At 71.8% G+C, this 15,621-nt stretch carries 14 protein-coding genes; 10 read left to right on the top strand and 4 right to left on the bottom strand.

What is annotated here, in order from left to right; genetic code table 11:
- Positions 1-59 precede the first annotated feature (59 nt).
- Both RQM47_RS17100 and RQM47_RS17095 read right to left on the bottom strand, forming a co-directional pair.
- Positions 60-560 carry a hypothetical protein gene (locus tag RQM47_RS17100; RefSeq protein ID WP_314009933.1) on the bottom strand — a complete coding sequence of 167 codons (501 nt, stop codon included), beginning with the start codon at positions 558-560 and terminating at the stop codon, positions 60-62.
- A gap of 121 nt (positions 561-681) precedes the next feature.
- Entirely contained in the window at positions 682-1,407 is a 726-nt protein-coding gene (locus tag RQM47_RS17095) for a Crp/Fnr family transcriptional regulator (protein WP_314009931.1), read from the bottom strand.
- Between the two features lie 152 nt (positions 1,408-1,559).
- On the opposite strand from RQM47_RS17095, the gene RQM47_RS17090 reads away from it, so the two are divergent.
- From RQM47_RS17090 to RQM47_RS17075, 4 genes are all read left to right on the top strand, one after another.
- Positions 1,560-2,993: a GH39 family glycosyl hydrolase gene (locus tag RQM47_RS17090; protein ID WP_314009929.1), complete on the top strand. Its 1,434-nt coding sequence runs from the start codon at positions 1,560-1,562 to the stop codon at positions 2,991-2,993.
- Between the two features lie 3 nt (positions 2,994-2,996).
- Entirely contained in the window at positions 2,997-4,313 is a 1,317-nt protein-coding gene (locus RQM47_RS17085; protein WP_314009927.1) for a glucoamylase family protein, read from the top strand.
- Between the two features lie 64 nt (positions 4,314-4,377).
- Complete coding sequence (locus tag RQM47_RS17080) at positions 4,378-5,109, top strand: flavodoxin family protein (protein WP_314009925.1); 732 nt, start codon at positions 4,378-4,380, stop codon at positions 5,107-5,109.
- Positions 5,110-5,197: 88 nt separating this feature from the next.
- On the top strand, positions 5,198-5,473 hold the full coding sequence (locus RQM47_RS17075; RefSeq protein ID WP_314009923.1) for a helix-turn-helix transcriptional regulator: 276 nt from the start codon (positions 5,198-5,200) through the stop codon (positions 5,471-5,473).
- Between the two features lie 35 nt (positions 5,474-5,508).
- Here the strand turns inward: RQM47_RS17075 and RQM47_RS17070 are convergent, their stop codons facing one another.
- The gene (locus tag RQM47_RS17070) at positions 5,509-6,705 is read right to left on the bottom strand and encodes an adenylate/guanylate cyclase domain-containing protein (protein WP_314009922.1); all 1,197 of its coding nucleotides are present in this window, start codon (positions 6,703-6,705) and stop codon (positions 5,509-5,511) included.
- 432 nt (positions 6,706-7,137) lie between these two features.
- Positions 7,138-7,743 carry a response regulator transcription factor gene (locus tag RQM47_RS17065; RefSeq protein ID WP_314009920.1) on the bottom strand — a complete coding sequence of 202 codons (606 nt, stop codon included), beginning with the start codon at positions 7,741-7,743 and terminating at the stop codon, positions 7,138-7,140.
- A 529-nt stretch (positions 7,744-8,272) separates the two neighbouring features.
- On the opposite strand from RQM47_RS17065, the gene RQM47_RS17060 reads away from it, so the two are divergent.
- The 6 genes from RQM47_RS17060 (at position 8,273) to RQM47_RS17035 (ending at position 15,619) form a co-directional block, all read left to right on the top strand.
- Positions 8,273-9,673 carry a TolC family protein gene (locus tag RQM47_RS17060; RefSeq protein ID WP_314009918.1) on the top strand — a complete coding sequence of 467 codons (1,401 nt, stop codon included), beginning with the start codon at positions 8,273-8,275 and terminating at the stop codon, positions 9,671-9,673.
- A 10-nt stretch (positions 9,674-9,683) separates the two neighbouring features.
- Positions 9,684-11,183 (top strand): efflux RND transporter periplasmic adaptor subunit, encoded by a 1,500-nt coding sequence (locus RQM47_RS17055; protein WP_314009917.1) that lies wholly within the window; start codon positions 9,684-9,686, stop codon positions 11,181-11,183.
- Positions 11,184-11,187: 4 nt separating this feature from the next.
- Entirely contained in the window at positions 11,188-11,991 is an 804-nt protein-coding gene (locus tag RQM47_RS17050; RefSeq protein ID WP_409946050.1) for an ABC transporter ATP-binding protein, read from the top strand.
- Positions 11,988-13,199 carry an ABC transporter permease gene (locus RQM47_RS17045; RefSeq protein ID WP_314009914.1) on the top strand — a complete coding sequence of 404 codons (1,212 nt, stop codon included), beginning with the start codon at positions 11,988-11,990 and terminating at the stop codon, positions 13,197-13,199. Before RQM47_RS17050 ends, RQM47_RS17045 begins: the two co-directional genes overlap by 4 nt.
- A gap of 28 nt (positions 13,200-13,227) precedes the next feature.
- A complete protein-coding gene (locus RQM47_RS17040; RefSeq protein ID WP_314009913.1) occupies positions 13,228-14,055 on the top strand; it encodes a hypothetical protein in 828 nt (275 codons plus the stop codon).
- A gap of 325 nt (positions 14,056-14,380) precedes the next feature.
- Positions 14,381-15,619 (top strand): sensor histidine kinase, encoded by a 1,239-nt coding sequence (locus RQM47_RS17035; protein ID WP_314009911.1) that lies wholly within the window; start codon positions 14,381-14,383, stop codon positions 15,617-15,619.
- The last annotated feature ends 2 nt before the right edge of the window (positions 15,620-15,621 follow it).

Here is a 15,621-nt window from a genome sequence, read left to right as displayed (position 1 = left end):
ATTCCGAAGGCAACGGCTCGGATATGGGGACACCGCAGCCACCGCGAAGAGGGCCTCTCTCAGAGCGCCGGGCGGGCACGGGCGCCCTCGCCGACAGCAGAGCCGTGCAGGGCCGGGCCGTACATCGCCCCCACGATGGCCCCGAAGATGACGTGGAGCATGACGAACGCCACGAGCCCCATCACGCCCAGGCCCAGCATGAAGAAGCCCGGCCCCTCCATCTGCTCGGGCACGAGCGGGTGCATCATGGGCATCAGGCCCATGAACACCCCGGCGACGACGATGTGGACGACCGAGACCATGACGCCAGCACCCGCATTCGCGCGGTGCAGCACGTTCTCGAAGGCCCAGGCGTAGGCCAGCGCGATCAGCCCCGAGATCATCAGGTGCATCACGAAGCCCACGATCCACGCTGTGGTGCCGGGCTGGAGGCCGACCATCGTCCCGAGCAGGAGTTCGAGCTTGACGTCCATGCCCATGACGGTGCGGGCCATGAACATGATGGCGCTCATGACGGCGCCGCCGACGACGCCGGCGAGAAAGGCTTTTCCGGTTTTCATAACGAGGGAGGAGTGGGTGAGAGAGAACGAGACACGGCAATACGCGCGATTGGCGGCTCAGGGGCTGGCGGAGGTGTCGGGCGTGTCGTTCTCGGCGACGCCCCTGCGCGTGTGGCCGACGTCAGTCGTGGGGTCGAGAGGCGTGGGCCTCGCCCGCCGCGACGAGCGCTTGGAGAGCGTCGACGTCGGGGACGAGCGGCCGGCCGGGTGTGTAGGCGACCAAGCCGCGATCGCGGAACTCGCCCAGAACGACGCTCACGTGGGGCCGGCTCATCGCCGCCAGGCGGGCAAGCTGGTCGTGCGTGAGCGCTAGCCGCACCGGGCCGTCCCGGTCGTCCGCCGCTTGGACCCGGGCAAGGTGGAGCAGCAGCCGCGCCAGCCGTCCCTCGGCGTCTCGGTGGGTCAAGATCTCGGCGCGAGCCTCGGCCTCGACCGCCCGCTCGCACAGGCCGCCGACGACGCTGAGCAGCACGGGCTGCGACCGCTGGAGGTGGCCCAGCACGTCGGCCAGCCCGAGCGACGTGACCTCGCTGTCGGCGACGACGCAGGCCGACGAGGGCCGCACGCCTCCCCCTTCCGCGCACAAGCACAGCATCCCGAACGGCTCGCCCGGCGCGGCCCGGTGCATCAGGAGTCCGCCAGGCCCGCCCTGCGAGACCTCGACGGCTCCAAGGTGCAGGAAGAACATGGCGTCGGCCGCGTCGCCCTTGTCCCAGACCGTCTCGCCCTTGCTGAACCGGCGGGTCGGGCCGGCGCGCAGGGCGTCGCCCAACGTGTCCACAACGGTCCCGGCCAGCACCCCGCACCCGTCGTGCGTGGGGAAGAGGAGGGGTGGAGGCGAGTCCATGCAGGGCGGGTCGGGCAGGGTGCTCGGACGTGCCCCACGAGCTCAGGGTTCGCCCCGCGCACCCCAAGTGTTAGCGGGCGAACATCGGGGGCGCCACATCTCCCGTTCCCAGGTAGGCGGGCGCATCTTGCGAGATTACAGATCCTTCCCCGATGCCCCTTTTCCGCTGCGACCTCGCCCAAACCGGCGAGCTCCTTCCACATATCTGGAGCCACACCGTCGGGAGCGGCCACGCCACGCTGGCGCTCCGCGCCGATTGGCAGGCGCAGCTCCGGCGGTGCCGCGACGAGCTGGGTGTGCGGCACGTCCGGTTCCACGGGATCATGGACGACGACATGGGCACGCTCGTCGATCAGGCAGGCGAACTCGTGGATTCGTTCTTCAACGCCGACCAGATCATGGACTTCCTGGTCTCGATAGGCATGCGGCCGTTCGTGGAGCTCAGCCTCATGCCCGAGGCGCTCGCGTCAGGGCCGGACACCGTCTTCCACTACAAAGGCAACGTGACGCCGCCGGGGGACGTCGACGCCTGGGGCGGGCTCATCGAACGCCTGCTGACCCACTGGGTCGAGCGCTACGGGGCCGACGAAGTGCGGCAGTGGTTTTTCGAGGTGTGGAACGAGCCCAACCAGTCGCAATTCTGGACCGGCACCCAGGCCGACTACTTCGAGCTCTACCGCGCGACCGCCCAGGCCGTCAAGCGCGTCGACTCGGAGCTCCGGGTCGGGGGCCCCGCGACGTCCAAGAACGCGTGGGTCGAGGACCTCGTCGCCTTCTGCGAGGCCGAGGACCTGCCGCTCGATTTCGTGAGCACGCACCACTACCCAACCGACGCCTTCGGCGCGCCCGATGACGACACGCGCGACCAACTCTCGAAGAGCACGCGCGGCATCTTGCGCGAGCAGGCCCTCGACGCCGCCCGCCAGGCGGGCGACCGGCCGGTCTACTACACCGAGTGGAACGCGTCCTCGAACCCGTTCTACGCGCCGCACGACCGGCCCTACGCGGCGGCCTTCGTGATGAAGAGCTTTCTCGACGTGGCCGACGTCGTCCAAGGCTACAGTTTTTGGACCTTCACGGACCTCTTCGAGGAGGTCTACTTCGACTCGACGCCGTTCAAGGGCAAGTTCGGGCTCCTGACCATCCACGGCATCGCCAAGCCGACCTACCGGGCCTTCGAGCTGCTCCACCGCGCCGGGACCGAGCGGCTCTTGGTGGACGGGATGCACCCGACGGTCGACCGCTGGGTGACGCGCCACGACGACGGCCGAATCGTGGTGCTCCTCACCAACCACGCGCTCCCGGACCACGACATCGAGACGGCCAGCGTCCGCTTGGTGCTCGACGGCGCGCCTGACCCATCAGCCGTCACCGTCGAACGGGTCGACGAGGACCACGCGAACGCCCGCAGGCTGTGGGAGTCGATGGGCGAGCCGGACTATCTCAGTGCGGAGCAGGTCGAGTCACTCCACGCGGCGAGCGGAATGGTGCCTGAGCCCATCGAGTGGAGTCGTGACGGTGAGGCGCTGGTCGTGGAGATCGACTTGCCCGCCCACGCCGTCGCCTCAATCACCCTCGCCCCCTAGCCGATGCCCGACGACACTCCGGATTCAGGCACCCCTTCCGACGTCCTGCTCGCCGACCTCCAGCGGCACACGTTCGACTACTTCCTCCACGAGGTCAACTCCGAGAAGGGACTCGTCAAGGACAACACGCGCGAGGAGTCGCCGGCGAGCATCGCTGCGGTCGGGCTGGCGCTCGCGTGCTTCCCTGTGGCCGTCGAGCGCGGCTACGTCACGCGGGAGGAGGCCGTCGCCCGCGTGCTCGCGACGCTCCGGTTTTTCTGGGAGAGCGAGCAGAGCGAGGCCCCGGACGCGACGGGCTACCGCGGGTTCTACTACCACTTTCTCGACATGGAGTCCGGGCGCCGCGTGTGGGAGTCCGAGCTCTCGACCATCGACACGACGCTTCTGATCGCGGGCGCGCTCCTGGCCGCGCAGTACTTCGACGGCGACGGCGACGAGGCCGAGGTCCGCCAGCTCGCCGACGCCCTCTACCGCCGCGTCGAGTGGGACTGGGCGTTCGATGGCGGCCCGACGGTCTCGCACGGGTGGACGCCCGAGGACGGGTTCATCCCGCACCGCTGGGAGGGCTACAGCGAGGCGCTCCTGCTCTACGCCCTCGCCCTTGGCTCCCCGACGCACCCGGTCCCCGAGGCGAGCTACGCCGCCTGGCTGGAGACCTACGACTGGCGGACGCTCTACGAGACCGAGCACGTCTACGCCGGGCCGCTCTTCATCCACCAGCTCTCGCACGCCTGGATCGACTTCCGCGGCCTCCAGGATGCGTTCATGCGGGAGAAGGGGATCGACTACTTCGAGAACAGCCGACGCGCGACGCACGTCCAGCGCGAGTACGCCATCCGCAACCCCCGCGGGTTCCGGGGCTACGGCGAGAACGCCTGGGGCGTGACGGCGAGCGATGGCCCCGGTCCCGCCGAGCACGCGGTCGACGGCGAAGACCGCCAGTTCTGGGCCTACCTCGCGCGCGGCGTCCCGTTCGGGCCGGACGACGGGACGCTCTCGCCGTGGGCCGTCGTCGCCAGCCTGCCGTTCGCCCCCGAGATCGTGCTCCCGGCGCTGGCCCACGTCAACGAGGAACACCCCGAGGTCACGAGCAAATACGGGTTCAAGTGCTCGTTCAATCCGACGTTCCCCGGCGACGAGACGGCCCAAGGCGGGTGGATCTCGCAGGGCTACTACGGGCTCGACCAGGGACCCATCGTGCTGATGATCGAGAACCACCGAACCGGCCTACCGTGGCGCCTCATGCGCGACTGCGCGCCGCTCGTGCGAGGCCTGCGCCGCGCCGGGTTCGCGGGCGGCTGGCTCGACGGCGCGCCCTGATCGTCTCCGGCTCCGACCTAGTCGTGGCATCGACCCTTTCCTTGCTCACCCCCCACCCCCCCTGATGTCCGAAGATCCTCCCGCCGACTACTCCGACCTCCGCGCGCTCGTCGTCAACTGCACGCTCAAGCCGTCGCCCGCGCCGTCGCACACCGAACTCCTGCTCCAGGTCCCGGTCGACATCTGGGAAACACAGGGCGTGGCCGTCGAGACGGTCCGCGCCGTCGACCTCGACCTCGCGCCCGGCGTGCAGCCGGACATGACCGAGCACGGCGCCGCGCACGACGACTGGCCCGCGCTCTACAAAAAGGTCCAGGCGGCCGATATCCTGGTGATCGGCACGCCGATCTGGCTCGGCGAGCGCTCGTCGGTCGCCAGTCGGCTCATCGAGCGGCTTTACGCCATGAGCGGGATGCTCAACGAGCGCGGCCAGTACGTCTATTACGGCAAGGTGGGAGGCTGCATCGTGACGGGCAACGAGGACGGCATCAAGCACGTCGCGCAAGGCGTGCTCTACGCGCTCCAGCACCTGGGCTACATCGTCCCGCCCCAGGCCGACGCCGGTTGGATCGGCGAGGCCGGGCCGGGCGCCAGCTACGGCGACGAGCGCGAGGACGGGTCGCGCGTCGGGCTCGACAACGAGTTCACCCAGCGGAACACGACGTTCATGGCGTGGAACCTGCTCCACCTCGCCCGGCTGCTCAAAGATGCGGGCGGCGTCCCGGCGTACGGCAACCAGAAGAGCGCCTGGAGCGACGGCGCCCGGTTCGGCTACCACAACCCGGAATACCGCTAGCTCCCGAAACGCCTCCTCTCCCCGGATTACACCGCCGATCCGTACGGCCAGCTCGCCTCGGTCGCTCGACCGGGTGCGGTGGGCGGGGATGAGCCGGTCGGCGTTCGACCGCCGGTTCAAGGAGGCGACGACCTACGCCCCGCTCCAGTTCGTCAAGGCGATGCGGCTGAGCCACGCCGCGCTCCGTCTCCGGCAGGACGCGACGGTGAGCGAGGCGGCGTACGGCGTCGGGTACGCGAGCGCGTCGCAGTTCAGCCGCGAGTTCCGGCGCCAGTTCGGCGCGTCGCCGCGGGACTGGGGCCGCGCCCACGGGGGCGACGGGGCGCGGTCCCTGTCGGTCCCGTTCGCCTCCGTCTCGGCCTGAGCCTGTCGGAACAGCCGGGGACCGGAAGGTCGCTCCTACGTAGCTCCGTCCGCCGGGGCCGCGTCGAGCGGCAAGAGGCGGAACAGCCGGACGGTGCCGACCCGGCCGCGCAGCTCGACCGCGCCGACCTCCTCGGCCTCCAGGCCGGCGGGGAGCGGCGCGAGCCCGAGCGCGGCCTCCGACGCCAGCAGCCGCGCGCCGAGCCCGTGGCACTGCCCCTCGATCCGCGCCGCCACGTTGACGGCGTCGCCGGTGTGGACGATGTCCTTCTTGATCTGCCCCACCTCGGCCGTCACCACCCCGCCCACGTGGAGCCCCGCCTTGTAGGCCGGGACCTCGCCGTAGCGGTCGCGGTAGTGCTCGGCCCGCTGGCGGACCGCCTCGTCCAAGAGCACGAACGTCTCGACCGGGCTCCGTGCCAGCCGCCCGCCCCGCACCCGCCACGTGACCACGACCTCGTCGCCGACGTACTGGTAGATCTGGCCGCCGGTCGCCAGGATCGGTCCGGCGACGTCGGCGAAGAACGCGTTCTTGAACGCGTGGTAGTCGGCCGGACCTAGGCGCTGGGCCAGCCCCGTCGAGTCGGTGAGGTCGAGGAACAGGAACGCCCGCTCCTCGCGGACGGGCACCCGGTAGCGGCCGAACAGGAGCGCCGCCAGCGTGCCTGGCCCCAGCACCAGACGGACCTGCCGCGCGCCGTTGACGACGACGCTGGCCACCGCCACGAGCCCCAGCACGACGGCGTTCTCCGTGCTGGTCACGAACCCCCAGAAGGCGCTGCCAGTGTATGTCTCCACGATGCCGGCCCCTGGGCTCCCACGTGGACCCAGTCCAAACGACGCGACCAGGACGATGGCGGTCACGGCGGTGTAGAACGCCGTCCGCAGCGCGACGGCCGTGATCGGCGCCAAGAGAAGACCCCAGCGCGGAAACGCAACCGACTCGAACCACGCGCTCGCCAGCCCGAGCGCCACGCCGACCACGATGTTGATTGCTAGGCTCGAAGCCTCGAAGACGACCGCGGAGATCCCGAACGAGATCGCCGTCCACGCCAGAACGAACCCGGCGGTCGACACGGCGGTCTGTACAGGCGAGCGGTGGGAAAAGGCTGGCATATTGGGCTGGGCGTACGGGCCGCGCGGCGGCGGTCCCCGGAGCCGCTGCGGGTGGAACGCGCGGAAGGCGTCCACCTGGCCGTCGGTCAGCATGGCCTCGGTCTGGCGGTCAACCAACGCGCTTGCCTCCCGGTCTCCATCACCTTGGGGCGAACGAGGCGACGGTAGTGGGGGTGTCGGCCATGCCGGAAGCTATTCCTCTGGCTCGGCCGATCGAAAGGACGCCATCCGCTATCTGGAAGATGCTGGCGAGAAGGGTACGGCCTAGTCCACCGCGTTGGCCGCGCCGGCGGACTAGGCCGTGGGCGCGGTGGGCGGATGTCCTCCGGGAGGGACTCTAGCTATCTGGTTCCGCAGGAGCGGGCGGGGCGCGCGACGCAGCCTCTGCCAGAAGGCCGCCGGGGCCGATGGTCCTGCAACCTGCGCGCCGCTAACGGTGCCCTCGACCGGACGTTGAGAGTGCGGGGCAATCGCCTCTGGCGCGGCACCCCCGGTCCGATCAGGGGAAGCGCCGTCCCCCACGGTGTTCGTCGGCCAGCACCGGCGCCCCTACCGTTCGAGTCCGGCCCGCTGGCGGACCGCGGCGCGGACGAGGCGGGCGTCGGTCTCGAACCCGAACCGCTCTCGGAGGGCCTCGATTCGGGTCGCCACGGCCTCCTCGGAGAGTCCGAGAGCGCTGGCGATCTCGGCGACCGTCAGGCCGTCGCCCAAGAAGGCGAAGACCTCGGCCTCTGGCGGGCTCGGTCCCTCCCGGCCGGGCCCTTCCAGCACGAGCGCGAGAGCGGACGGCGCGAGCCCGTCGTCAAGGTAGAGGTCGCCCCCCAACGCCCGGTCGATGGCGTAGCCGATCCGACGAAGCGGCGACCGCTTGAGGACGAACGCGTCGAGCCCCGCTTCGAGGAGCGCGATGCAGAAGGCGGCATCGTCGCACGCCGTCAGGGCCACCAGGCACACGTCGGGATCCGACGACCGGAGCTCGGCCACGAACCCGGCACCGCACCCCGCCGCCGCCGTCTCGATGACGACGAGGGCGGGCTGGCACGCGGCCACGGCCCGGCGCCCCTCGGAGGCGGTCCGAGCCACGGCGGCGACCTCGGCGGTCGGCGGGGTCAGGACGGTCCGGAGCGCGTCCGTGACGACGGCGTGCGGGTCCACGAGCACGGCTCGGGCCGGCCTTTCAGGGGGCGTCGGTGTGGGGTGGGGCTGGGAACCGACTCGTACGATCGGCCAGGATCGGCGTGGGCGGGGGGCGCGGACAACAGGCGTGCTCATGGCGATGGGGGAGAATGGACAAGATGGCCGAGGCCGGGGTGCCCGTCGGCATGGGCACTGCGAGAGACGTGGGAAGGGCGGGATGGACCTCAGGGCTGGCGTCCGATGACCCGAACGGCATCCCCCACCTCCGCGTGCGTCCAGTCTGGCGACGTGCACGCCGCCGGGGGCGAAGCGCACCGAGGGATGGGCGAAGCCCGTCGGCTTCCCGGGGCAGGCGTCCGCTCGTCTCGGTCGTTGGGGACCCTGCCTCGCGGGTCCTCCGAGCACGAGACGCGGCGGCTGGGGACCCGCGCGGGCTCGGCCACCGGTCCGACCGTGCCGTTCGGCCCCACCGGGGTGCAGTTGGGCCGGGGGGCTGCATCGTGGGCCACGCGGTGCCGTTGAGGGGGCAGATTCTCTCCCGCACCCCGTGCTCGCCTTCTCCCTTCGTCTCCGCATCGCCGCTCTCGGGCTTGCCCTCGGGCTCGCCGCGGCGCCGGCCCTCGCGCAGGACGCCCCGGTCGTGGACGCCGCGCCGACCGTGCTCACGCTCGACGAGGCGTTGGCGCTCGCGCTCGGCCGCAACATCGACCTGGCGCAGGCCCAGAACAGCGTGGGCTTCGCCGAGGTCAACGTCGCCCAAGACCGGGCCGCGTTCGGGCCGACGCTCTCCGTCACGGCCGGTCCCTCCCTGACCTACGCCCGCGGCGGGGCCTCCAGCTTCGTCGACAGCACGGGCACGGTGTTCGACACCGGCACGGACGGGGACCTCACCGCGGGGCTCAGCGCGAGCGCCTCGTCGAGCCTCACCCTCTTCGACGCCGGCCTCCGCCGGGCGAACCTCGACCAGTCGCAGTCGCAGCTGGCCGCGACGCAGGCCTCGCTCAGTCGCGCCGAAGAGCAGACGCTCTACCTCGCGGCCACGCAGTACCTGTACGTGCTGCAGGACGCGGCCGTGGTCCGGGTCAACGAGGAGGCCCTCGCGGCGCAGGAGGAGCAGCTCGAATTGATCGAGGCGCTCTACGACGCCGGCAACCGCTCGCTCGCCGACGTGCTCCAGCAGCGGGCGACGATCGCGCAGAGCCGCCAGTCGCTCGTGACGGCCCAGCAGAGCGTGGCGACCTCGCTCCTCGACCTCAAGCAGACGCTCCGCCTCGCGCCGGCCACCGAGGTGGTTGTGGCGCCCGTCGATACGACGGCCGTGCTCCCCGTGCCCACGCTCGACCCCACCGCGCTGGTGGCGCTCGCCGTCGAGCGCCGGAGCGACGTGGAGGCGCAGCGGCTCCAGACCGACGCGGCCGAGTCCGCCATCCGGGCGGCGCAGTCCGGCCGGTACCCCTCGGTCTCGGTCGGGCTCACCGCGGGCTCCAGCTACGCGAGCAGCAACGGCGGCTTCGCCACCCAGTTGTTCGACACGCGCCCGAGCGCTGGGCTCAGCCTCGGCCTCACGATCCCCATCCTCGACCGGCGGCAGACGCAGAGCGCCGTCGAACGGGCTCAGATCTCGCTCAACGACCAGCGGCTGACGCTGGAGGCCGCCGAGCAGCAGGCTGGGTTCGAGGCCGAGCAGACCGCCCTCAACGTCCGCTCGACCGAGGCCCGCCTCGACGCGGCCGAGGCGCAGGTCGCCGCCGCCACCGAGGCGCTCGACGCCGCTCGCGAGCGGTACCGCGTCGGGGCCGGCACCTTCGCCGAGCTCGCAGACGCCCAGAGCCTGGCCGTCGACGCCCAAGGCCAAGTGGCCCAGGCGCGCTACCAGGCCCTTATCGACCGCGTCGCCCTCGGCTACGCCGTCGGCGACCTCCTTCCCGCCCTCGACGCCCTCCGCTAGAGGCACCACTGTGAAACGCATCCCCAAGCCCCTCCTCGTCCTCCTCGCCCTCGCCGCCGTCGGCGTCGTGCTGTGGCTCGCGTTCGGCCCCGAACCCGACAGCGACGGGACCTACGTCTACACCGCCGTCGAGCGGACGGACCTCCGCGTGACCGTCTCCAGCACGGGCACGCTCCAGGCCCTGGAGTCCGTCGACGTCGGCACCCAGGTGTCCGGCCAGGTGGCCGCCGTCTACGCCGACTTCAACGACCGCGTCGAGCAGGGCGACTTGCTCGCCGTCCTCGACACCGAGACGCTCAACGCCGCCCTCCAGAACGCCCAGGCTGGCGTGGTGCAGGCTCAGGCGGGCTTGGGCCAGGCCCGGGCCGGCGTCGAGCAGGCGCAGGCCTCCGAAGGGCAGTCCCGGGCGCAGGTGGCCCAGGCCGAGGCCCAGCTCGCCCAGGCCCAGGCGACGCTCACCGACGCTCGGGCGACGCTCAGCCGGAACGCCCCGCTGGCGGAGCGGGGGTACCTCTCGCAGAGTGAGTTCCAGCCGCTCCAGACCTCCGTCCAGACCGCCGAGGCGAGCGTCGGCTCGCAGCAGGCGGCTGTGCGGTCCGCCCAGGAGCAGGTGGCGCAGGCGCAGGCCCAGGTGGCCTCGGCCCAGGCCCAGGTCGTGTCGGCCCAGGCCCAGGTGGCCTCGGCGCAGTCGAGCGTGGCGACGGCCCAGAAGAACCGCTCCAACGCCGAGATCCGCGCGCCCATCGGCGGCGTCGTGGTCGAGCGCGCCGTCGACGCGGGGCAGACCGTGGCCGCCTCGTTGTCGACGCCCACGCTGTTCGTGGTGGCCGAGAACCTCGACCAGATGGAGATCCTGGTCGACGTCGACGAGAGCGACATCGGCCAGATCCAGGAGGGCCAGCCGGTCTCGTTTACCGTCCCGGCCTACCCGGACGAGATGCACGACGGCATCGTCCGCGAGGTCCGCCTCCAGCCGACGAGCGAGCAGAACGTCGTGACCTACACGGCGGTCGTGGACGCCGACAACGTGTCGGGCTACCTGCTCCCCGGCATGACGGCGACGGTCGACTTCGTGACGGACGAAGCGAGCGCCGTCTTGGCCGTGTCGACGGCCGCGCTCCAGATCCAGCCGACCGCTGCCATGCGGGCGGCGCTCTCGTCCGACGGGACGCCCACCCGCTCGGCGAGCGACGCCGCGACCCGGGACTCCGCCGCGACCCGGGACTCCGCCGCGACCCGGGGCGCCGCTGGCGGGGGCGACCGCGCGAGCGGGACGGCCACCAGCCAGCTCTGGTACCTCGACGACGCTGACAACCTCCAAACCGTCGCCGTCCAGGTCGGGCTGAGCGCGGGGGCCCAAACGCAGGTGGTGCCGATCGGCGAGGCGGCCTCGCTGGTCCAGCCCGGCTTCCGGGTCATCGAGCAGGTCCTCGCCCAGGACGAGGAGTCGTCCGGCGGGTTCGAAGCGCCACGCGGTGCCCTGGGGGGCGGCGGTGGCAGGGGCCGCTAGCCCGATGTCCTCCTTGACTCCCTCTCCCGTGTCTTCCTCCGACCCCGTCATCCGCACCGAGGCCCTCGAACGGGTCTACCCCGGCGCCGAGCCCGTGCACGCGCTGCGCGGGATCGACCTGGAGGTCCGGCGCGGCGAGTTCGTCGCCATCATGGGCTCGTCGGGCTCCGGCAAGTCGACGCTCATGAACACGCTCGGCTGCCTCGACACGCCGTCGGCCGGCGAGTACTGGCTCGACGGCGTGGCGGTGAGCGGGCTCACCCGCGACGAACGGGCCGACCTCCGGGGCCAGAAGCTGGGCTTCGTCTTCCAGGGGTACAACCTCTTGGCGCGGACGACCGCGCTCGACAACGTCATGCTCCCGCTCCTCTACGACCGGACCGGCCGCATCGCGAAGCCGGAGGCGCGGGCGCGCGAGATGCTGGAGCGCGTCGGCTTGGGCGGCCGCCTCTCGAGCGAGCCGAGCCAGCTCTCGGGCGGCCAGCAGCAGCGCGTCGCGATCGCCCGCGCGCTCGTCAACGACCCGGCGCTCTTGCTCGCCGACGAGCCGACGGGCAACCTCGACACCCGGACCACGATTGAGGTGATGGCGCTCTTCCAGGAGATCAACCGCGAAGGCGCCACCATCGCCATCGTCACGCACGAGCCAGAGGTGTCCCGCTACACGTCGCGGATCATCGAGCTGCGCGACGGCTTGGTGATCCACGACGCGCCCGTGGCCGACCAGCGCGACGCGGCCCAAGATCTCGCCGCCCTTCAGGGCAACACCGGCCTCGACGCCATCCTCCCCGACCCGGTCTCGCTATGAAAAAGTGGATCCGACTGCTGAAGGCGGCCTCGAAGAGCCTCCTCAAGAATCGAATGCGCAGCCTGCTGACGGCCCTCGGCATCATCATCGGCGTCGGGGCCGTGATCACGATGGTGTCCGTCGGGCAGGGCGTGAGCGTCAACATCAACGACCAGATCTCGGCGATGGGCTCCAACCTGCTCACGGTCTCGCCGGTCCGGGCCGAGAGCGGGGGCGTGGCCCAGAGCACGAGCCTCGCCACGCTCGACCCCGAAGACGCCGAGGCGCTCCGCGCCATCCCCGAGCTGGCGGCGGTCTCGGAGGTCGCGCAGTCGCAGCAGCAGGTGGTCGCGAATGGAGAGAACTGGAGCACGACCGTCTACGGCGTGGCCCCCGAGTACCTCGCGATCCGGAACTACGAGCTGGGCGCCGGCCGCGTCTTTACCGACGACGAGGTCCGCGCCCGCGCCAAGGTGGTCGTGATCGGGCAGACGATCGTGGACGAGCTGTTCGGCGGCGACAACGCGATCGGCGCGCAGATCCAGATCGGGACCGTCCCGGCGACGGTGGTCGGCGTGCTGGACGCCAAGGGGAGCAGCGGCATCAGCGACCAGGACGACGTCGTGCTGGCCCCGTGGTCGACGGTGCTCTACCGCCTGAGCGGGGAGCGTACGCTGGGCTCCATCTCCGCCAGCGCGACGGACGAGGGCGCGCTGACGGTCGCCGAGGCGCGCATCCGGAGCACGCTCCGCATCGAGCACGGGCTGGCGACGAGCGAGGCCGACGACTTCGAGATCCGGAACCAGGAGGACATCCTGGAGACCGCCAACTCGCTCGCCACCACGCTCACCCTCTTTTTGGGCGCCATCGCCGGGGTGTCCCTCTTGGTCGGCGGCATCGGCATCATGAACATCATGCTGGTCTCCGTCACCGAGCGGACGCGCGAGATCGGGATCCGCCTCTCCGTCGGGGCGCGCGGGTCGGACGTGCTGGAGCAGTTCCTGGTCGAGGCCATCCTGCTCAGCCTGATCGGCGGGGTCCTCGGCGTCGGGCTTGGGCTCGGGCTGACCGTCCTGGTGACGGACGCGATGGGGCTCCCGGTCGTGATCAACGCGGTCGTCCTCGTCGTGGCCGCCGGGGTCTCCGGCGCCATCGGCGTCTTTTTCGGCTACTACCCGGCCCGCAAGGCCGCGGCGCTCGACCCCATCGAGGCGCTCCGCTACGAGTAGCTCCCACCTGTTTCTCTCCCCACTCCCTATGACCTTTCCCATTCCCATGACATCGTCTCGTCTCGTGCTGCTGCTCGCCGGCTTGGCGGTCGGCGGATGCTCGTCCACCCAGACGATGGCGAGCCAGCGCGCCACGTCGGCCGTGACCGTCGACGGCTCCGAGGCCGACTGGCAGGACAACCTCCAGCCCGTCGAGGGTCAGAACGGGTTGATGATGGGCGTCCGCAACGACGGCCAGGACCTCTACGTCGCCCTCGTGGTCTCGAACGAGGCCCTCGTCCGCCAGGTCGCCGTCGGTGGGCTCACCGTCTGGCTCGACCCGGAGGGCGGCAAGGCGAAAACGCTCGGCGTGCAGTTCCCGCTCGGCCTCGGCGGGGCGCGGCCTGGCGCTACGCCGGAGGGGTCCGACCCGCGCGCAGGTCAGGGGCACCGTCAGCCCGGCGAGACGCCGACGCCTTCGTTCGCTCAACTCGCCCTGCGACGGGGCGAGAACGATCCCGGGACGCGGCACCCGGCCGGGGGCGCCTCGGGCGTGACGGCCGCGGGGTCCCTCAACGCCGGCCAACTCGTCTACGAGCTGAAAGTCCCGCTCCAGGACAGCGAGTTCGCCGTAGGGGCCGCGCCAGGCGCCGTCGTCGGTGTGGGGCTCGAAACGTCCGAGGTGCAGCGGCCCGCGCGTGCCGAGCGGTCTGGCGGGGGCCGCGCCGGTGGCGGCGGGCGGGCCGGCGGCGGGCGGAGCGGCGGCGGAGGGGGCCGCGCAGGCGGCGGTCGGGGCGGGTCTGGCGGGGGCCGCGCGGCCGCCGAGGCGCCCAGTCCTCTCGGGGCGTGGGTGCGCGTGACGCTGGCTGGGGCGTGAGCCCTCCCGTCGGATCCGCTCACGCCCGAGCGGCACCCGCCCCACTCGTTGCCCGGCCCATGCCGATGCCCCATCCCCTGCTCCTCGTGCTCGCCGTGCCGGCCCTCCCGGCACGGGCGCAGGTCGTAGCCAGCGGCCGCCCCGTCGTGGCCGGCACGTACGTTGCGGACGGCCAACGCGCTCGGCCGCTCCATCACGATTCCCCTGGCAAAAACGCTCCGTGCCCACGCGACCGTCCCGACCGCCCGATGACACGCCCCCGGCTTCGATGGAGTGCGATGCCGACCGCTGGTCGGCACAGCCGCTCGCAGCCCGAGAGGGCGTTTTGTTAGGCGGCCTTGGCCCCGGGGCCAACCGGCTCCCGTGGTCGCGGGCCACCGAGTACGCGGCGATCGCCGGGTTCTGGACGTTCCTGGCCGCGCTCGAGGTGCTCCGCCGGGCCGTCGGGCCGCTCCGGCCGTTCGGCGCGGAGGCCCGGCCCGGCGTCATCGTCGCCGGGGCGCTCATCTACGTTGTGTGGGCGCTGATCACGCCGCTCGTCTTCCGGCTGACCGAGCGGCTCCCGCTGGAGCGGGGCCGCCTGGCGCGGCGGCTCGCGCTCCACCTGGCCATCGGGCTGGTCGTGGCCCTGGCCGTCGAGGTCCTCAACGTTGCCATGATCCGAACCGCCGTGCTCCAGACGATGCCCGCCGGCGTCGCCCCCGACGCGACGGGCGCCTTCCCCGGCCGGCTCGGTCCGCTCACCGCGGCCCAGTTCGAGATCGGCCCGATTATCGCCCGACTCCGGTTTCTCGACGACTTTCTGGCGTACGTGGCCGTCCTCGCCCTCGGGGCCGCGCGGCACACGCTCGTCCGGCTCCGCGACCGCGAGCGGGAGGCCGCGGACCTCAAGGCCGAGGGTGCGGCGCTCGTCGCCGAGCGGGCCGAGCTCCAGGTCCAACTCGCCGACGCTCGGCTCGCGGCGCTCCGGATGCAGCTCAACCCGCACTTCCTGTTCAACACGCTCAACGCCATCAGCTCGCTCGCCGAGGACGACCCGGCCGGGGTCCAGCACGTCGTGGCCCGGCTGAGCGCGCTCCTCCGCCGGACCCTCGACGGGACGGCTCGACAGGAGGTCCCGCTCGCCGAGGAGCTCTCGTTCCTCCACGACTATCTGGACATCCAGCGCGTCCGGTTCGGAGACGCTCTCCAAGTGAACGAGCACGTAGACCCGCTCGCGCGCGACGCGCTCGTCCCTACGCTCGTGCTCCAGCCGCTCGTCGAGAACGCCGTCGAGCACGGCATGAGTGGGGCCGGCCGCGGAACCATCACCCTCTCGGCGCGGCTCGACGGCGAGCACCTCGTGCTCGGCGTCCAGGACGACGGCCCCGGCCTGGGCGCGTCCGCCGCCCCCGCGAAGGGGCGGAGCGGGATCGGGCTCGCGAACACGCGGGCGCGGCTAGAGGCGCTGTACGGCGGCGACGCCCGCCTCGACCTCACCGAGCCCGAGGCGGGCGGACTCCTCGTCGCGATCACGCTCCCGTACCACACGGCCGAAGACCTCCGCGCCGCCGCCCCTGCCTAGCC

Source organism: Rubrivirga sp. S365, assembly GCF_032248475.1.
Taxonomy (GTDB): Bacteria; Bacteroidota; Rhodothermia; order Rhodothermales; family Rubricoccaceae; genus Rubrivirga; species Rubrivirga litoralis.
Note: the sequence above shows the minus strand (reverse complement) of the source record. Positions and strands in the feature narration are given on the sequence as shown.

Excerpts from the sequence above, each read along its gene's own strand:
- RQM47_RS17045 (WP_314009914.1), top strand. The coding sequence starts at position 11,988 with ATGAAAAAGTGGATCCGACTGCTGAAGGCGGCCTCGAAGAGCCTCCTC.
- RQM47_RS17050 (WP_409946050.1), top strand. The coding sequence starts at position 11,188 with ATGTCCTCCTTGACTCCCTCTCCCGTGTCTTCCTCCGACCCCGTCATC.
- RQM47_RS17075 (WP_314009923.1), top strand. The coding sequence starts at position 5,198 with ATGAGCCGGTCGGCGTTCGACCGCCGGTTCAAGGAGGCGACGACCTAC.
- RQM47_RS17100 (WP_314009933.1), bottom strand. The coding sequence starts at position 560 with ATGAAAACCGGAAAAGCCTTTCTCGCCGGCGTCGTCGGCGGCGCCGTC.
- RQM47_RS17095 (WP_314009931.1), bottom strand. The coding sequence starts at position 1,407 with ATGGACTCGCCTCCACCCCTCCTCTTCCCCACGCACGACGGGTGCGGG.
- RQM47_RS17090 (WP_314009929.1), top strand. The coding sequence starts at position 1,560 with ATGCCCCTTTTCCGCTGCGACCTCGCCCAAACCGGCGAGCTCCTTCCA.
- RQM47_RS17080 (WP_314009925.1), top strand. The coding sequence starts at position 4,378 with ATGTCCGAAGATCCTCCCGCCGACTACTCCGACCTCCGCGCGCTCGTC.
- RQM47_RS17040 (WP_314009913.1), top strand. The coding sequence starts at position 13,228 with ATGACCTTTCCCATTCCCATGACATCGTCTCGTCTCGTGCTGCTGCTC.
- RQM47_RS17085 (WP_314009927.1), top strand. The coding sequence starts at position 2,997 with ATGCCCGACGACACTCCGGATTCAGGCACCCCTTCCGACGTCCTGCTC.